At 53.0% G+C, this 17052-nt stretch carries 19 protein-coding genes; 15 read left to right on the top strand and 4 right to left on the bottom strand.

Translation table 11 applies throughout. The features are described from left to right. Nucleotides 1-10: 10 nt before the first annotated feature. From lptE to lipA, 13 genes are all read left to right on the top strand, one after another. On the top strand, nt 11-580 hold the full coding sequence (gene lptE / locus ACOTZB_RS06910) for an LPS assembly lipoprotein LptE (protein WP_047650577.1): 570 nt from the start codon (nt 11-13) through the stop codon (nt 578-580). Further along, nucleotides 580-1611, top strand: a complete 1032-nt coding sequence (gene holA / locus ACOTZB_RS06905; protein WP_421626938.1) for a DNA polymerase III subunit delta — start codon at nt 580-582, stop codon at nt 1609-1611. The genes lptE and holA overlap by 1 nt, the downstream gene beginning before the upstream one ends. Next, nucleotides 1604-2269: a nicotinate-nucleotide adenylyltransferase gene (nadD, locus tag ACOTZB_RS06900; RefSeq protein ID WP_029740134.1), complete on the top strand. Its 666-nt coding sequence runs from the start codon at nt 1604-1606 to the stop codon at nt 2267-2269. The genes holA and nadD overlap by 8 nt, the downstream gene beginning before the upstream one ends. A 269-nt stretch (nt 2270-2538) precedes the next feature. Beyond that, a complete protein-coding gene (gene rsfS / locus ACOTZB_RS06895) occupies nt 2539-2856 on the top strand; it encodes a ribosome silencing factor (protein ID WP_023334893.1) in 318 nt (105 codons plus the stop codon). Nucleotides 2857-2859: 3 nt separating this feature from the next. Next, a complete protein-coding gene (gene rlmH, locus ACOTZB_RS06890) occupies nt 2860-3327 on the top strand; it encodes a 23S rRNA (pseudouridine(1915)-N(3))-methyltransferase RlmH (protein ID WP_023310748.1) in 468 nt (155 codons plus the stop codon). Between the two features lie 28 nt (nt 3328-3355). Then, a complete protein-coding gene (gene mrdA, locus ACOTZB_RS06885) occupies nt 3356-5257 on the top strand; it encodes a peptidoglycan DD-transpeptidase MrdA (RefSeq protein ID WP_032638848.1) in 1902 nt (633 codons plus the stop codon). Nucleotides 5258-5259: 2 nt separating this feature from the next. Further along, nucleotides 5260-6372 (top strand): peptidoglycan glycosyltransferase MrdB, encoded by a 1113-nt coding sequence (gene mrdB, locus ACOTZB_RS06880; protein WP_023310746.1) that lies wholly within the window; start codon nt 5260-5262, stop codon nt 6370-6372. A 16-nt stretch (nt 6373-6388) separates the two neighbouring features. Continuing rightward, nucleotides 6389-7501: an endolytic peptidoglycan transglycosylase RlpA gene (gene rlpA, locus ACOTZB_RS06875; protein WP_421626775.1), complete on the top strand. Its 1113-nt coding sequence runs from the start codon at nt 6389-6391 to the stop codon at nt 7499-7501. Between the two features lie 140 nt (nt 7502-7641). Beyond that, nucleotides 7642-8853, top strand: a complete 1212-nt coding sequence (gene dacA, locus ACOTZB_RS06870) for a D-alanyl-D-alanine carboxypeptidase DacA (protein ID WP_032638844.1) — start codon at nt 7642-7644, stop codon at nt 8851-8853. 106 nt (nt 8854-8959) lie between these two features. Then, nucleotides 8960-9223 (top strand): DUF493 family protein YbeD, encoded by a 264-nt coding sequence (gene ybeD / locus ACOTZB_RS06865; RefSeq protein WP_006177135.1) that lies wholly within the window; start codon nt 8960-8962, stop codon nt 9221-9223. A 95-nt stretch (nt 9224-9318) separates the two neighbouring features. Beyond that, nucleotides 9319-9960 carry a lipoyl(octanoyl) transferase LipB gene (gene lipB, locus ACOTZB_RS06860; RefSeq protein ID WP_421626774.1) on the top strand — a complete coding sequence of 214 codons (642 nt, stop codon included), beginning with the start codon at nt 9319-9321 and terminating at the stop codon, nt 9958-9960. A gap of 291 nt (nt 9961-10251) precedes the next feature. Then, nucleotides 10252-11205: a YbeF family transcriptional regulator gene (locus ACOTZB_RS06855; RefSeq protein WP_421626773.1), complete on the top strand. Its 954-nt coding sequence runs from the start codon at nt 10252-10254 to the stop codon at nt 11203-11205. 207 nt (nt 11206-11412) lie between these two features. After that, nucleotides 11413-12378, top strand: a complete 966-nt coding sequence (gene lipA / locus ACOTZB_RS06850) for a lipoyl synthase (protein ID WP_013097595.1) — start codon at nt 11413-11415, stop codon at nt 12376-12378. A gap of 80 nt (nt 12379-12458) precedes the next feature. Here lipA and tatE read toward each other — a convergent pair whose 3' ends face one another. After that, nucleotides 12459-12662 (bottom strand): twin-arginine translocase subunit TatE, encoded by a 204-nt coding sequence (tatE, locus tag ACOTZB_RS06845; protein WP_023310742.1) that lies wholly within the window; start codon nt 12660-12662, stop codon nt 12459-12461. 125 nt (nt 12663-12787) lie between these two features. Beyond that, nucleotides 12788-13576: a deaminated glutathione amidase gene (locus ACOTZB_RS06840; RefSeq protein WP_421626772.1), complete on the bottom strand. Its 789-nt coding sequence runs from the start codon at nt 13574-13576 to the stop codon at nt 12788-12790. A 67-nt stretch (nt 13577-13643) separates the two neighbouring features. On the opposite strand from ACOTZB_RS06840, the gene crcB reads away from it, so the two are divergent. Next, on the top strand, nt 13644-14027 hold the full coding sequence (crcB, locus tag ACOTZB_RS06835) for a fluoride efflux transporter CrcB (RefSeq protein WP_047650569.1): 384 nt from the start codon (nt 13644-13646) through the stop codon (nt 14025-14027). 219 nt (nt 14028-14246) lie between these two features. Here crcB and cspE read toward each other — a convergent pair whose 3' ends face one another. Together cspE and pagP are read right to left on the bottom strand one after the other, a co-directional pair. Beyond that, nucleotides 14247-14456 (bottom strand): transcription antiterminator/RNA stability regulator CspE, encoded by a 210-nt coding sequence (gene cspE, locus ACOTZB_RS06830; RefSeq protein ID WP_002439184.1) that lies wholly within the window; start codon nt 14454-14456, stop codon nt 14247-14249. 190 nt (nt 14457-14646) lie between these two features. Next, on the bottom strand, nt 14647-15222 hold the full coding sequence (pagP, locus tag ACOTZB_RS06825) for a lipid IV(A) palmitoyltransferase PagP (RefSeq protein WP_126329010.1): 576 nt from the start codon (nt 15220-15222) through the stop codon (nt 14647-14649). 436 nt (nt 15223-15658) lie between these two features. Between pagP and dcuC the strand changes: the two genes are divergently transcribed. Next, the gene (gene dcuC, locus ACOTZB_RS06820; RefSeq protein ID WP_421626771.1) at nt 15659-17026 is read left to right on the top strand and encodes an anaerobic C4-dicarboxylate transporter DcuC; all 1368 of its coding nucleotides are present in this window, start codon (nt 15659-15661) and stop codon (nt 17024-17026) included. Nucleotides 17027-17052: the final 26 nt, after the last annotated feature.

Genomic DNA, 17052 nt, shown 5'->3' with positions numbered 1-17052 from the left:
GGGAGGAAACGTGCGACAACTGGCAACAATACTCTTATCACTGGCGGTGCTTGTCACCGCTGGCTGTGGCTGGCACCTGCGCAATACCACGGCAGTGCCTGCTGAGATGAAAACGATGATTTTCGACTCATCAGATCCGAATGGTCCACTCAGCCGGGCAGTTCGTAATCAGCTGCGTCTGAACGGCGTTGAGCTTGTTGAGAAACAAACGCTGCGCCAGGATGTACCGTCTCTGCGTATCCTCGGAGGAGGTCTGTCGAGAGATACGGCCTCTATCTTCCAGGACGGTCGTACAGCTGAATATCAGATGGTGCTGACGGTCAACGCAGCGGTCCTGATCCCGGGTAAAGACATCTACCCGATCAGCGCGAAAGTGTACCGTTCGTTCTTCGATAACCCGCAGACGGCGCTGGCAAAAGATGCCGAACAGCAGATTATCATCAACGAAATGTACGACAAGGCGGCGGAACAGCTGATCCGTAAACTGCCAGGTATTGCAGCGTCTACCCGACAAGGCTCTGACATTGTTGAAAAACCGGTTGCTGGCACGCTTCCTGCTGCTAACTCTCTGGGTAAATGATGATCAGGCTGTATCCTGAACAACTCCGCGCGCAGCTCAAAGAAGGGCTGCGCGCGGCGTATCTGCTTCTTGGAAACGATCCGTTATTACTTCAGGAAAGCCTGGATGCCGTGCGGCATGAGGCCACCTCTCAGGGCTTCGATGAACACCACACCGTCCAGCTGGATAACAACACCGACTGGAATGCCCTCTTCTCACTCTGTCAGGCGATGAGCCTTTTTGCGTCACGCCAGACTATTCAGATCCTGCTGCCGGAGAACGGTCCTAACGCGGCCATCAATGAACAGCTGGCCACGCTGGTCAGCCTGCTTCACAGCGATCTGCTGCTGATTGTGCGCGGCAACAAGCTCACCAAAGCGCAGGAAAATGCGGCGTGGTTCACCCAACTCGCAGCCCACGCGGTGCAGGTCACCTGTCAGACGCCTGAACAGGCGCATCTCCCAAAATGGGTGGCAGCGAGAGCGAAGCAGAACAACCTTCAGCTGGATGATGCGGCGAACCAACTGCTCTGCTACTGCTATGAAGGTAACCTGCTGGCCCTGGCGCAGGCGCTGGACAGACTCTCCCTGCTCTGGCCGGATGGCAAGCTGACCTTACCGCGCGTCGAGCAGGCCGTTAACGACGCGGCGCACTTCACGCCGTTCCACTGGGTGGACGCGCTGCTGTCGGCGAAGAGCAAACGCGCCCTGCATATTCTGCAACAGCTGCGTCTCGAAGGGAGCGAACCGGTTATTCTGCTGCGTACGCTACAGCGCGAATTGCTGCTGCTGATTACGCTCAAGCGTCAGTCTGCCCATACGCCGCTGCGTTCGCTGTTTGATAAACACCGCGTGTGGCAAAATCGCCGGGCTTTGATCACCGAGGCCGTCAACCGCCTGAGTCATGAACAGCTTCGTCAGGCTGTGCAGCTTCTGATGCGCGCTGAGCTCACGTTAAAACAAGATTATGGCCAGTCGGTCTGGGCGGAGCTGGAAAGCCTTTCTCTGCTGCTCTGCCACAAGGCGCTGGCAGACGTTTTTATTGATGGATAGCATGCATTCTTTACAGGCCTTATATGGCGGCACCTTCGACCCGGTCCATTACGGGCACCTGAAGCCGGTTGAAATTCTGGCGAATCTGATCGGCCTTCAGCGCGTCACCATCATGCCCAACAATGTCCCGCCCCATCGTCCCCAGCCCGAGGCGACCAGCGAGCAGCGAAAAGAGATGCTTGCCCTTGCCATCGCAGATAAACCGCTGTTCCGACTTGACGAGCGTGAGCTGCGTCGCGACACGCCCTCCTGGACGTCTCAGACGCTTCAGGAGTGGCGCGCCGAACAAGGACCAGACCAGCCGCTGGCTTTTATCATCGGCCAGGATTCCCTGCTGAATTTCCCTACGTGGCATCAGTATGAAACCATTCTGGAGAACAGCCACCTGCTCGTCTGCCGCCGTCCTGGCTATCCGCTGACCATGCGTGAAGAGCAGTACCAGCAGTGGCTGGAAGATCACCTCACCGATAATGTCGAAGATCTTCACAACCAGCCTGCCGGGAAGATCTATCTGGCGGAAACGCCGTGGTTCGATATCTCTGCGACCCTCATTCGCGAGCGTTTACAGCAGGGTTTAGCGTGTGACGATCTGCTGCCGACCCCGGTGCTGGCCTATATCCACGCGCACGGTTTGTATCAGAAAAGCGCAGATGAATAGCCGGAGAGCATAAAAAGCGGCTTATTGTTTATCCTGCCTTGACAGGGTAAGCCATACTGTTATTCTCCGCTGCCAGACTTTCCCGCCGATCATTGCTTTACAGAAATTGTTTTACAAAAATGGCAATGCAATCTCAGGCGGAGGGTGGGATGATACCCGCCTTCAAAAGCCCGGCCGGAGACATTTGTCCCGACGCAGGCGTGAGTTCAGGTATACTGTCTGGCTACGAATTCAAAGTTTTACAATCTCATTCACCCCAGGGGGAAAACTTGCAGGGTAAAGCACTCCAGGATTTTGTTATTGACAAAATTGATGACCTGAAAGGTCAGGACATCATCGCTATCGACGTTAAGGGTAAATCCAGTATTACCGACTGCATGATCATCTGCACCGGTACATCGACGCGTCATGTTGTTTCAATTGCCGATCACGTGGTTCAGGAATCGCGTGCAGCAGGGCTGTTGCCGCTGGGCGTTGAAGGTGAAGCGACGGCTGACTGGGTGGTAGTCGACCTCGGCGATGTGATTGTCCACGTCATGCAGGACGAGAGCCGTCGCCTGTATGAGCTGGAAAAACTCTGGGGTTAATGCGTGAAGTTACAGCTGGTCGCCGTCGGCACCAAAATGCCGGACTGGGTACAAACCGGTTTTACTGAATATCTGCGTCGTTTTCCAAAAGACATGCCGTTCGAGCTGGTGGAAATTCCCGCCGGTAAGCGCGGCAAGAACGCTGATATCAAACGTATTCTCGATAAAGAGGGCGAACTGATGCTGGCTGCCGCAGGCAAAAACCGCATCGTCACCCTCGATATTCCAGGTAAACCCTGGGATACGCCGCAGCTGGCGCAAGAACTGGAGCGCTGGAAGCAGGATGGTCGTGACGTCAGTCTGTTGATTGGTGGACCAGAAGGGTTATCCCCTGCCTGCAAAGCGGCGGCTGAACAAAGTTGGTCTCTCTCCGCGCTGACGCTTCCCCACCCGCTCGTTCGGGTACTGGTGGCAGAAAGCCTGTATCGCGCGTGGAGCATTACTACCAACCACCCCTATCACCGCGAGTAATGACTGACCAGGGTAGATTAAGCAGCGGATGAAACTACAGAATTCTTTTCGCGACTATACGGCTGAGTCCGCGCTGTTTGTGCGCCGGGCGCTGGTCGCCTTTACCGGGATTTTGCTGCTTACCGGCGTGCTGATCGCCAACCTCTATAATCTGCAAATTGTCCGCTTTACCGACTACCAGACGCGTTCAAACGAAAACCGCATTAAGCTGGTGCCTATCGCACCGAGCCGCGGCATTATTTACGATCGTAACGGCACCCCGCTGGCGTTAAACCGCACCATCTATCAAATCGAGATGATGCCGGAAAAAGTCGATAATGTTCAGGATACGCTGGAAGCGCTGAAAAGCGTTGTCGACCTTAACGATGACGATATTGCGGCCTTCAAAAAAGAGCGCGCCCGCTCTCACCGTTTCACCTCGATTCCGGTTAAAACCAATCTGACGGAAGTCCAGGTGGCCCGCTTTGCTGTGAATCAGTACCGTTTCCCCGGCGTGGAAGTGAAGGGATATAAGCGTCGCTACTATCCCTACGGCTCAGCGCTGACGCATGTGATTGGCTACGTTTCCAAGATTAACGACAAAGACGTCGACCGCCTTGATAAAGACGGCAAGCTGGCCAACTACGCTGCTACGCACGATATCGGTAAGCTGGGGATCGAACGTTACTACGAAGACGTTCTGCACGGGCAAACCGGCTATGAAGAGGTTGAAGTTAACAACCGCGGCCGCGTGATCCGCCAGCTGAAAGAAGTGCCACCTCAGGCGGGGCATGACGTCTATCTGACGCTCGATCTTAAACTTCAGCAGTACATCGAAACCCTGCTGGCGGGCAGCCGTGCAGCCGTTGTGGTCACCGATCCTCGTACCGGCGGCATCCTGGCGATGGTCTCCATGCCTAGCTATGACCCGAACCTCTTTGTTGACGGCATTTCCAGTAAAGACTATTCCGGTCTGCTGAATGACCCGAACACGCCGCTGGTGAACCGCGCGACGCAAGGGGTTTACCCGCCAGCATCCACGGTTAAACCGTACGTGGCGGTCTCTGCGCTGAGTGCCGGCGTCATCAACCGTAATACCAGCCTGTTTGACCCGGGCTGGTGGCAGCTGCCGGGTTCAGATAAGCGCTATCGTGACTGGAAAAAATGGGGCCACGGTCATCTGAACGTCACCAAATCGCTGGAGGAATCCGCGGATACCTTCTTCTATCAGGTGGCGTATGACATGGGTATCGACCGCCTGTCAGAGTGGATGAGCAAATTCGGCTACGGGCATTACACCGGTGTTGACCTTTCAGAAGAACGTTCTGGCAACATGCCAACGCGTGAATGGAAGCTGAAGCGCTTTAAAAAACCGTGGTATCAGGGTGACACCATTCCGGTGGGTATCGGTCAGGGCTACTGGACGGCAACGCCGCTTCAGATGAACAAGGCCATGATGATTCTCATCAATGACGGCGTGGTAAAAGTGCCTCATCTGCTGCAGAGCACGGTTGAAGACGGCAAAAAAGTGCCGTGGAATCAGCCGCACGAGGCCCCGGTGGGAGACATTCATTCCGGCTTCTGGGAAATTGCGAAAGACGGTATGTACGGCGTGGCAAATCGCCCGAACGGTACCGCGCATAAGTACTTCGCCGGTACGCCGTATAAAGTGGCCGCGAAATCCGGTACTGCGCAGGTGTTTGGTCTGAAAGCCAACGAAACCTATAACGCGCACCGCATTGCTGAACGTCTGCGTGACCATAAGCTGATGACGGCGTTTGCCCCTTATGATAACCCGCAGGTCGCGGTGGCGATGATTCTGGAGAACGGCGGTGCCGGGCCAGCAGTAGGGACCATCATGCGCCAGATCCTTGACCACATTATGCTGGGTGATAACAACACCGAACTGCCGGCTGAAAACCCGGCCGCCGCTGCGGCGGAGGACCAATAATCATGACGGATAATCCAAATAAAAAATCGCTGTGGGATAAAATCCACATCGACCCAGCCATGCTGCTGATCCTGCTGGCTCTGCTGGTTTACAGCGCCCTGGTTATCTGGAGCGCCAGCGGCCAGGACATCGGCATGATGGAGCGCAAAATCGGCCAGATCGCCATGGGTCTGATCATCATGGTGGTGATGGCGCAAATCCCGCCGCGCGTGTACGAAGGCTGGGCCCCCTATCTCTACATCTTCTGTATTATTTTGCTGGTTGCGGTAGATGCGTTTGGCGCCATTTCAAAAGGCGCGCAGCGCTGGCTGGATCTGGGCGTTGTCCGCTTCCAGCCCTCGGAAATAGCCAAAATCGCCGTTCCGTTGATGGTGGCACGCTTTATCAACCGCGACGTCTGTCCACCGTCTCTGAAAAATACCGCCATCGCGCTGGTGCTTATTTTCCTGCCGACGCTGCTGGTTGCGGCGCAGCCTGACCTTGGCACCTCAATTCTTATCGCCCTCTCCGGCCTGTTTGTCCTTTTCCTGTCAGGACTGAGCTGGCGCCTGATTGGTATCGCGGTGGTGCTGATTGCGGCGTTCATTCCTATCCTCTGGTTCTTCCTGATGCATGATTACCAGCGCCAGCGCGTCATGATGCTGCTCGATCCGGAAACCGATCCGCTGGGCGCGGGCTATCATATTATTCAGTCCAAGATTGCGATTGGCTCCGGCGGCCTGCGCGGTAAAGGCTGGCTGCACGGCACGCAGTCGCAGCTGGAGTTTTTACCGGAACGCCACACCGACTTTATCTTTGCCGTACTGGCGGAAGAGCTGGGGCTGGTTGGCATCTTAATATTGCTGGCGCTGTACGTCCTGCTGATCATGCGGGGATTGTGGATTGCAGCGCGCGCGCAAACCACTTTTGGTCGCGTCATGGCCGGCGGGTTGATGCTGATTTTATTCGTTTATGTCTTCGTAAATATTGGTATGGTGAGTGGTATTCTGCCGGTGGTAGGCGTACCGCTGCCGCTGGTGAGTTACGGAGGCTCGGCACTGATCGTGTTGATGGCCGGGTTTGGTATCGTGATGTCGATCCATACCCACAGAAAAATGTTGTCAAAAAGCGTATAAAAATAAGGGGATCGGAATGCGTAAGCAGTGGCTGGGGATCTGCATCGCGGCAAGTTTACTTGCGGCATGCACAAGTGATGATGGTCAGCAACAGGCAACCGTCGCGCCGCCGCAGCCTGCGGTGTGTAATGGCCCGATCGTTGAAATCAGCGGTGCCGATCCCGTTTATGAACCGCTGAATGCCAGTGCCAATCAGGATTACGAGCGCGACGGCAAAAGCTATAAAATTGTTCAGGATCCTTCCCGTTTCAGCCAGGCGGGCTTTGCCGCCATTTATGATGCCGAGCCAGGCAGTAACCTGACGGCTTCCGGGGAAGCGTTCGACCCAATGCAGCTGACGGCAGCACATCCGACGCTGCCGATCCCGAGCTACGCCCGTATCACCAACCTGGCGAATGGCCGCATGATCGTCGTGCGTATCAACGACCGCGGCCCGTACGGGAATGACCGTGTGATTTCCCTGTCGCGCGCGTCTGCCGATCGCCTGAACACCTCAAACAACACCAAGGTCCGTATTGACCCGATTATCGTCGCGCAGGATGGTTCGCTCTCCGGGCCGGGAACCGCGTGTACGACGGTGGCAAAACAGACCTATGCCCTTCCTGACCGCCCAAATCTTGACGGCGGAATGGGAAGCGTCTCGTCTCCGGCAGAGCCTGCTCAGCCGGGGGGAGAAATACGCCCGATCAGCAATGACACGCTGCAAAGCGAGGATTCTACCGGTGCGCCGGTAAAGAGTAGCGGTTTTCTTGGCGCACCGACGACCTTAGCCTCAGGCGTGCTGGAAGGCAGTGAGCCGACTCCAGCCCCTGCTCCCGTTGCGGCACCAGCAACTCAGCCGGCTCCCGTAACGGCGCCAGCGGCCACGCAAAGTGCGGCGGTGGCGGCTCCAGCAGCGGCCAGCGGCAGCTATATGGTTCAGGTAGGCGCAGTGAGCGATCAGGCCCGGGCCAAGCAGTACCAACAGCGTCTGAGCCAGCAGTTTGGCGTACCGGGACGCGTTGAGCAGAACGGCGCGGTCTGGCGCATTCAGATGGGACCGTTTGCCAGCAAATCGCAGGCCGTGTCCCTGCAGCAGCGTCTGCAGAATGAAGCTCAACTTCAGTCATTTATCGCTGTTGCGAAATAATTAACCGGCGGTATCCGAATTGTCAGTTTGTGTAAAACACATTCACAAACTCATGCTTAAAGTCGGATGCCTGCCTGAATAGCATTTGCTATAGTAAGGCACTTTTTTTTAATTCCATCACGGATGTCGTAGTTCTGACCATGAAGACCACTTTTTCTGCTCGTTTTGTGCAGCGCATGGCGCTGACCACGGCCCTTTGCGCGGCTGCGCTCTCTGCAGCTCACGCCGATGACCTGAATATCAAGACCATGATCCCTGGCGTTCCGCAAATCGACGCGGAATCCTATATCCTGATCGATTACAACTCTGGCAAAGTGCTGGCAGAACAGAATGCCGATGCCCGCCGTGACCCGGCCAGCCTGACCAAAATGATGACCAGCTACGTTATCGGCCAGGCGATGAAGGCTGGTAAATTCAAAGAATCGGATCTGGTCACCATCGGTAACGATGCGTGGGCAACCGGGAACCCTGTTTTCAAAGGTTCCTCTCTGATGTTCCTGAAGCCGGGTATGCAGGTTCCTGTTTCCCAGCTGATTCGCGGTATCAACCTGCAGTCGGGTAACGATGCCTGCGTGGCGATGGCCGATTTCGCCGCCGGTAGCCAGGACGCATTCGTGGGCCTGATGAACAGCTACGTGAATGCGCTGGGTCTGAAAAACAGCCATTTCCAGACCGTACACGGCCTGGACGCAGACGGTCAGTACAGCTCCGCACGTGATATGGCGCTGATTGGTCAGGCGCTGATCCGCGATGTCCCTAATGAATACTCTATTTATAAAGAGAAAGAGTTCACCTTCAACGGTATTCGTCAGACCAACCGTAACGGCCTGCTGTGGGATAACAGCCTGAACGTTGACGGCATCAAAACTGGCCACACCGACAAAGCGGGCTATAACCTGGTGGCCTCTGCCACTGAAGGTCAGATGCGTCTGATCTCTGCCGTGATGGGCGGCCGCACCTTTAAAGGTCGTGAAACCGAAAGCAAGAAACTGCTGACCTGGGGCTTCCGCTTCTTCGAAACCGTGAACCCACTGAAAGCAGGCAAAGAGTTTGCGTCTGAACCCGTCTGGTTCGGCGACAACGACCGTGCTTCACTCGGCGTTGATAAAGACCTCTACCTGACCATTCCACGCGGTCGTATGAAGGATCTGAAAGCCAGCTACGTGCTGAACAGCACCGAGCTGCATGCCCCGCTGCAGAAAAACCAGGTTGTGGGTACCATCAACTTCCAGCTGGATGGCAAAACGATCGATCAGCGTCCGCTGGTTGTCCTGCAGGAAATTCCTGAAGGCAATTTCTTCGGCAAAATCATTGATTACATTAAATTGATGTTCCATCACTGGTTTGGTTAAAAATTGAACACTTGAAAGTGTGATTTTGATCCCCATATACTAAGTATCCTGATAACTCCCACCTGACGTGGGAGTTATTATTTTTTGACGTTACGCCGGAGCTGACATGAAAACCAAACTTAACGAACTGCTTGAATTCCCTACCTCATTTACCTACAAAGTAATGGGTCTGGCGAAACCTGAGCTGGTTGATCAGGTGGTTGAAGTGGTACAGCGCCATGCGCCGGGTGACTACTCTCCGTCAGTAAAACCAAGCAGCAAGGGCAACTACCACTCGGTTTCTATTACCATCACTGCGACACACATTGAGCAGGTGGAAACGCTGTACGAAGAGCTCGGCAATATCGAAATTGTTCGTATGGTGCTGTAGTCCCTTTGCGGTTACCCGGTTTGCCGGGTAACCCCTCTCCCCCGCTGTGATATACTCCCCCACACCTTTTGTCCCTCGTCTTCGGAGACACAGTTTTGTATCAGGATAAAATTCTGGTCCGTCACCTCGGGCTGCAACCTTATGAGCCTGTCTCCCAGGCCATGCATGACTTCACCGATTCACGCGATGACAGCACCCCGGATGAAATCTGGCTGGTCGAACACCTGCCGGTATTTACACAAGGCCAGGCGGGTAAAGCAGAACATTTATTAATGACGGGAGATATTCCGGTTATCCAGAGCGATCGCGGCGGTCAGGTCACTTATCATGGGCCCGGGCAGCAGGTGATGTACGTCCTGCTCAATCTGAAGCGTAGAAAGCTGGGCGTGCGTGAACTGGTGACCTTACTTGAAAACACTGTCGTCAACACCCTGGCAGAATATGGTATTGACGCGCATCCGCGCGCCGATGCGCCGGGCGTCTACGTTGGGGAAATGAAGATTTGTTCTCTGGGGCTGCGTATTCGTAAAGGCTGCTCATTCCATGGCCTGGCCTTGAATATTAATATGGATCTCGCGCCTTTCCAGCGCATTAACCCCTGCGGCTACGCCGGCATGGAAATGACGCAAATGTGCCAGTGGGTTGAAACCGCTACGCCAGAACATATTCGTCCCGTGCTTTTAAAGCATATGTTAGCACTACTTAACAGTCCACCGCACGAATATATCCCTGCTTAATATATCATACTACAGGGCTCGCTAATTTGACGGGCCGCTGTTTATTTACCGCTTTTACGCTTTACAATAATCCGCGGATTCTATATTTTCGAAGCGCCCGAATATTATCGCTACATATTATTTAGCCTCCAGCAAGCATGGCAAACACGGCATAAGTAACGTGAGCAATTATCACACAACTGTTTGTTTTTGATGAACAAGTGAAACAAAACCAACAGTTTACGAATCTCTACAAGCATAATAAATAAATTCAACTATCATTCATATTGTGAATGTATACGGAGTGAAAGCGTGGAGTATAATAATTTACCGGCCAAACGACTGAATGAACCCGGTGGCGAAGACAAGCCGCAAATTTTTCGGACTTTACGTAATATTGATCTCAATTTACTGACTATTTTTGAGGCAGTATATGTCCATAAGGGTATCGTTAACGCTGCGAAAATTCTTAATCTCACGCCATCAGCAATAAGTCAGTCAATCCAAAAGCTTCGCGCTATATTTCCTGACCCGTTATTTATCCGTAAGGGCCAGGGGGTAACGCCGACGGCTTACGCTACCCATCTTCATGAGTACATCAGCCAGGGGCTTGAGTCGATTCTGGGCGCACTTGATTTAACCGGAAGCTATGATAAGCAGCGAACCATCACCATCGGCTGTTCCCCTTCTGTAGGGGTGCTGGTCATGCCTGCGATCTTTCAGGCCGTGAAAGAGCATGCGCCGCAGCTTCTGCTACGCAACGTGCCTCTCAATGACCCTGACATTCAGCTTGCCCAGTTCCAGACGGACCTGATTATTGAAAGCGGCAGCTTCAGTGCCAGAGCTCTGGGGCAAAATGTGCTTTATGCGGATAACCTGGTACTGGTTTGCCGCCAGCAGCATCCTGCTCTTAGCGAGCCGTTAACCATCGAAAACCTGCGCAACTACGACCACTCATCTTTCATGACCGAAGGACAATCTAATCATGCACTTCGTCAGCGTATTGATGAAATTTTCCCGGAACGTCAGATCAGCTTCAGCAGTTACAATATGTTTACCACCGCATCCCTGATCGGCAGCAGCGACATGCTGTGCGTTATGCCATCACGCCTGTACAGCCTGCTACAAAAATGCTGGCCGCTGGAAAGCATCCCGCTCAGTCAGCTTAATGCGGAATCTATCGAGATTTCACTGCATTACAACAAGCTGAGTTTGCGCGATCCGGTCCTGGAAAACGTCATCCGCATTATCCGTCAGGCCTTCTGACAGGTTTAGCCAGCACAAGTCCCTGCAACCCGCAGGGCAAAAGGCACAAAACAACAACTATTTTACAAATTGGCGATCTGGCAGGCTGCTTTAACGACCGTTTCAATGATATACTGCCTGTCGTTCGTTCAAAAATAGTTGATAAATACAACATTCCCTTGAATTGAAACGCTTTCCTTCGATATTCGCAACTGGAACACGCACGCTATGAGTAAACCCATTGTGATGGAACGCGGTGTTAAATACCGCGATGCCGATAAAATGGCCCTTATCCCGGTTAAAAACGTGGCTACAGAGCGCGAGGCGCTGTTAAGAAAACCGGAATGGATGAAAATCAAACTTCCGGCCGACTCTTCGCGTATCCAGGGGATCAAAGCGGCGATGCGCAAGAATGGCCTTCACTCCGTTTGTGAAGAAGCCTCTTGCCCGAACCTTGCTGAATGTTTCAATCACGGTACCGCGACGTTTATGATTCTGGGTGCTATCTGTACCCGCCGCTGCCCGTTCTGCGATGTTGCTCATGGCCGTCCAGTCGCGCCTGATGCTAACGAACCCCAGAAACTGGCGCAGACCATCGCCGACATGGCGCTGCGTTATGTGGTTATCACATCCGTTGACCGTGACGACCTGCGTGATGGTGGTGCTCAACACTTCGCCGACTGCATTACGGCCATTCGTGAGAAAAGCCCTAACATCAAAATCGAGACGCTGGTGCCTGACTTCCGTGGCCGTATGGACCGCGCGCTGGATATCCTCACCGCAACGCCGCCAGATGTGTTTAACCACAACCTGGAAAACGTGCCGCGTCTTTACCGTCAGGTCCGTCCGGGCGCAGACTACAACTGGTCCCTGAAGCTGCTGGAGCGTTTCAAAGAAGCGCATCCGCATATTCCGACCAAGTCTGGTCTGATGGTGGGCCTGGGTGAAACCAATGATGAAATCATCGAGGTGATGCGCGATCTTCGCCGCCACGGTGTGACCATGTTGACCCTGGGACAGTATCTGCAGCCAAGCCGCCACCACCTGCCGGTACAGCGCTACGTGAGTCCGGACGAGTTCGATGAAATGAAAGCCGAAGCGATGGCGATGGGCTTCACCCACGCAGCCTGCGGCCCATTCGTTCGCTCCTCATACCATGCCGATATGCAGGCTAAAGGCGAAGAAGTTAAATAATGCTGTAATATTCATTTACAGTAATACAAAAAAACCGGCCTCATGAGCCGGTTTTTTTCGCAAGCCCTCAGGCGTTGCCGTCACTCTTTGTGAGAAAGCTTGTCTGCCGGGACGTCATCCTCGGCGCTTTTCTTCGCCGCTGCATCATCATCGTTCATCGCTTTCTTAAAGCCTTTGATGGCAGCCCCCAGGTCACCACCCAGCGTGCGTAACTTCTTGGTACCAAACAGCAGGACGACCAGTGCGGCAACCACCAGCAGTTTGGTAATACTAATCTCACCCATAGATACCTTCTTTACTTAAAACAGGCTGCATTCAGCGCCAAAACCTGAATGTATTAACGGTCATTTAGCGCGTGCACACAATAGCAATCTGTAACAAGGTGAATCAAGCATTGTTGAAAAAAACATCACAATAATTGCGGTGGCGCAAACCGACGATTACGAAGAACGGGTAATTGCTGACGCGCAAGCGCAATTCTTTCTGAGTTTATCTTCGCCACCAGCAAATCCGGGGCTTCAGCGGTGGCGGCGATCGTCACCCCCAGCGGATCAACTACCCTGCTTTGCCCGATGTTTTTCGTGCCACATTCTCCTGCGGCAACGACATAGCAGGTGGTATCCAGCGCGCGCGCCGCAAGCAGCGTTGCCCAGTGGTGCTCTTTTAACGGCCCTCTGACCCACGCGGCAGGCAGCACCAGTACGTCCGCCCCCTGCAGCGCCAGATGCAGCGCCAGCTCGGGAAAACGCAGGTCATAGCAGGTCATCAGCCCGATCCTGAATCCGTCAATCTCCAGCAGCGGTGGGATATCGTCTCCGGGGTCAACGCGACGCGACTCCTGGATGCTGAACGCATCATAGAGGTGAAGCTTGGCGTAGCGTGCGACGATGGTCCCGTCACGAATCGCCACCAGCGTATTCACCGCGCGACCCGGCGTGGAGGGAACATGGATCGTTAAGATCGTCGTCATCGTATTGCCTGCGCTTTGGGCGAGCAATTGCTGTAAGAATTCGCCATCCAGCGGCTGCGCGGACTTCACGGACAAATCCGGGTCGTTATCAGCTCTGGCCAGCAGCGCCTCGGGGAGAACCAACAGCGACGCGCCTTTCTGTCGGGCCTGCATCATCAGGTTGACGCATGTTTTCGCATTCTCACGCCAGTCAGGCGTGACGGCAAACTGCCCTACCGCTACATACATATTTGTCCCCTCATCATAAACGGCGTTAAACTCGCTACTCTTACACATCAAATAGCAGGTATTTAGCGTGTTACAACTACTTTTAGCCGTTTTTATTGGTGGGGGAACGGGTAGCGTTGCGCGATGGTTTCTGAGTATGCGGTTTAACCCCCTGCATCAGGCGATTCCCATGGGGACGCTTGCCGCAAACCTGATTGGTGCTTTCATCATTGGCATGGGGCTGGCCTGGTTTAATCGAATGACGCACATCGACCCAATGTGGAAAGTATTAATTACCACCGGATTCTGCGGCGGTTTGACCACCTTCTCAACCTTTTCTGCGGAAACGGTTTTTCTCTTTCAGGAAGGCCGCATTGGCTGGGCGCTGATGAATATCGCGATTAACATGCTCGGATCCTTTGCGATGACGGGGATCGCATTTTGGCTCTTTTCTTCCGCAAGCGCGCATTAACAGCCGAACCGTTAATGTTGGCTTAATTTTTCTCTGTCACTCTGGATGCAGTACTGAACGAGGGTGACAGAATGAAACAGAGTCTGATGAGCGCAGGAATGGTGTTGTTGAGCGTGCTGATCGTTGCCAGCTTCCTGAAAATGTATCTGCTTGGCTGATTCAAAACGAAAAAAACCCGCTCAGTGAGCGGGTTTTGAAATTCTTGCTGACGCGTCTGAATTACAGAGCGATTACGTTAGCAGCAGAAGGGCCTTTGGCACCGTTAGTGATTTCGAACTCTACACGCTGACCTTCAGCCAGAGTTTTGAAACCATTAGACTGGATTGCAGAGAAGTGTACGAACACGTCTTTGCTGCCATCTTCAGGAGTAATGAAACCGAATCCTTTGGACTCATTAAACCACTTAACGTTACCTTTAATCTTAGACATCAAAATTACCTTTACATTAAAAAACGACACAAATGCTGTGTCGGTTATCAGTACATCAATTGTGGGACCTTTTGTCCAGCGGATCTTTGATAAAAAGTGACTAAAGTCGCGTTAATTTTCACTGACAGATTTTTATCGCTTATGAATCAGCGCCTGCGCGTTTTTTCACCAGTATGTAACGTTTTGTCAGTTAAAACTGAAAACGCATCCAGGCGAAGTAAACGTTACCGTTGTTATACGTACCCGGAATGTAGGTCATCTGGAACGTTGCGGGGCCATAGCCAATAGAGGCCAAAGGCAGCAGCACCGGGATTGGAATGTATTTCCAGTTGTCACGTGCAGTGACCCCGGCGGTATAGCCCAAACCGACGTGGAAGTTCTCGTCCGCTAGCGGGCGCCAGGTTTTTTCCCAACCATATCCCCCAATCGGCTCCCATTTATTAAACGAGTCTTTGAAGGCCATCAGATAGATGCCATGCCAGTTTCCCTTTTCATCCCAGCGGGACTGGCCAAAACCTGCGCCCCACGGACGCTCGTTGTATTTATCGGTTTTCTCTTTGTCATAAGCAAAACGCGCATGCCACGTTATTGCCGGGACATAGAGATCATAATGTTCAGGTGCCGTCCAGGTCTGGGAAACATTATCCGTAAAGGTTGAGAACCAGCCTTTATCCGTCGCGGTTTCTTCTGCCTGTGCAACAGAAGAAAACGTTAACTGCCCAAAAATAAACAACAAAATAGAGAAAAATGTATTACGTACAATCACAATGCAATTACCATTCTTAGTATTCGAGGCAAAGTTTACCACAACATAGTTGAATAAAGGCTTAACGGCATCGGCGTTATTCCTAATTATTCGGCCACTTCCCGGGAATATTCTTAAAGAAAGCCGACGATACGTTCAAATAAGCCCACAAGGTGTGTGACTTTTACCATTTGATATTGTTAATCAGTAACTTGTAAAACCACACAAAGCATTAACAATTTGTTATCATTATTAATGACATGTTGCGCGGTTTCTGAGGGTCAAGGACCTCATGACATAAATGTATGGACCATGGCAAAAACACGGTTGTTCTGTTCTTTAGTTGTCAGTTTATTGATTTTAATCAGCAAGAACAGAACATTTATTCGGCACATTTTCATCCTTCTTTTTTTATTGATTTTTTGTGCTCCATTGCAGCAGAGATACAGGGGAAATCATGCTTACGCTATTCGAACTCCTTATTGGAGTCGTCGTCATTGTCGGCGTCGCACGCTACATCATTAAAGGCTACTCGGCCACGGGCGTATTATTTGTCGGCGGTTTAACGCTGCTGATTATCAGCGCAATAATGGGGCACCAGGTGTTACCTGCCAGCGCGACCAGTACCGGTTACACTGCTACAGATATTGTTGAATACATTAAAATATTGCTCATGAGCCGCGGCGGTGACCTGGGTATGATGATCATGATGCTGTGCGGTTTTGCAGCCTACATGACCCATATCGGCGCCAACGACATGGTCGTTAAGCTTGCCTCCAAACCCCTGCAGTACATCAACTCGCCGTATCTGCTGATGGTCGCCGCCTATTTCCTCGCCTGCCTCATGTCGCTGGCCGTTTCGTCAGCTACCGGGCTTGGCGTACTGCTCATGGCGACGCTGTTCCCGGTGATGGTGAATGTCGGTATCAGCCGTGGCGCGGCCGCGGCAATTTGCGCGTCTCCGGCAGCGATTATTCTCTCCCCGACCTCCGGCGATGTCGTGCTGGCGGCAAAGGCGGCGGAGATGTCACTCATCGACTTCGCCTTTAAAACTACGTTACCGATCTCGATTGTTGCCATCGTGGGCATGGGGATCGCGCATTTCTTCTGGCAGCGCTATCTCGATAAGAAAGAAAACATCAGCCATGAAATGATGGACGTGAGTGAGATCACCACGACCGCTCCCGCGTTCTATGCCATTCTGCCGTTCACCCCGATCGTCGGAGTGCTGATTTTTGACGGCAAATGGGGTCCACAGCTGCATATCATCACCATTCTGGTCATCTGTATGCTGCTGGCCGCCGTGCTGGAGTTTGTGCGCGGTTTTAACACGCGAAAAGTCTTCTCGGGTCTGGAAGTCGCGTATCGCGGTATGGCGGATGCCTTCGCTGGCGTGGTGATCCTGCTGGTTGCAGCGGGCGTTTTTGCCCAGGGTCTGAGTACGATCGGCTTTATCCAGAGCCTGATTTCTATCGCCACCTCGTTCGGCTCGGCCAGTATTATCCTGATGCTGGTACTGGTGGTGCTGACCATGCTGGCGGCGATGACTACCGGTTCCGGTAATGCGCCTTTCTACGCTTTCGTTGAGATGATCCCGAAACTGGCTCACTCCTCCGGTATTAACCCGGCCTACCTCTCCATTCCCATGCTGCAGGCGTCAAACCTCGGCCGTACCATTTCGCCTGTGTCGGGCGTGGTCGTCGCCGTTGCCGGGATGGCAAAAATCTCGCCATTTGAAGTGGTAAAACGCACCTCAGTGCCCGTTATAGTTGGTCTGATTATCGTGATTATCGCCACCGAAGTGCTGGTTCCCGGCGCGGCCTAAGCTAAATTATGGATATCCAAAAAGCG

This window comes from Enterobacter cloacae complex sp. SHL020 (assembly GCF_049236945.1).
Lineage (GTDB): Bacteria > Pseudomonadota > Gammaproteobacteria > Enterobacterales > Enterobacteriaceae > Enterobacter > Enterobacter dykesii.
The sequence above is the reverse complement of the archived record's forward strand: the minus strand, read 5'-3'. Positions and strand labels throughout refer to the sequence as shown.